This is a genomic window from Cupriavidus sp. CuC1, assembly GCF_044627735.1.
Classification (GTDB): domain Bacteria; phylum Pseudomonadota; class Gammaproteobacteria; order Burkholderiales; family Burkholderiaceae; genus Cupriavidus; species Cupriavidus ulmosensis.
On record NZ_JBIUHC010000420.1, the window covers coordinates 1 to 692 of the forward strand.

A 692-nucleotide genomic window follows, 5' to 3' on the forward strand; every position below is an offset into this window, starting at 1 on the left:
GCGGAGAAGATTCGCTTCTTCCTTGACCAGGACTCAGGTATCCGCGCCGCGTGCCTCGGGGCCTTCGCAGCCCGCATCCGGGCGCGAACCGTGGACGCCTTCTACGTCCGGATATCCAAGGAATTGACCGTCGATCAGAAGCGTGCGCTGGTGGCAGCGTCCAAGCGAGAGTTCGACGAGAAGGCTGCAGCCCACCCGGGCCTCAAGCCCAACCAAGTCAAGTTGCTAATGCTGCGCGAACGGTGTCAGGAAGCTGCGGCGCTGGGCAAATGGAAGGATCGCTGGGTCTTTCATCCCCTGCCCACCATGGCGGAGCCGGAAAAGGCCAGTTGTTTGCTTACCGACCTGGGTGACTATGACGCCGATCACCTCGCGTGGCTGCACAACAAGGCCAGTCTGCACGCCGTCGACTCCTGGTTCAATCGCATCCGCCGGCGTTCATCCATGCTTGAGCGCCCGATCTCGTCTCAGGCCAACCGCGGGCGGGTGTGGAACGGATACTCCGTGTACCGTCCGGAGCAGATTGGCAAGCTGCTCACGATCTTTCGTGCGTGCCACAACTACGTCTGGCTGGCAGACGGCGTCAAGGACACCCCAGCGATGCGCCTTGGCCTGGCGAAGGCCGTTCTCGACTACAAGGACATCATCTACTTCTCGTAGCCCCTAAAAGCGGCTACGTCCCCCACAAAACA

1 pseudogene is annotated in these 692 nt (G+C 61.4%); it reads left to right on the plus strand.

The features are described 5' to 3' along the window. A pseudogene (locus ACGLHR_RS52005) lies at positions 1-660 on the plus strand (hypothetical protein); the annotation flags it as partial. Positions 661-692: the final 32 nt, after the last annotated feature.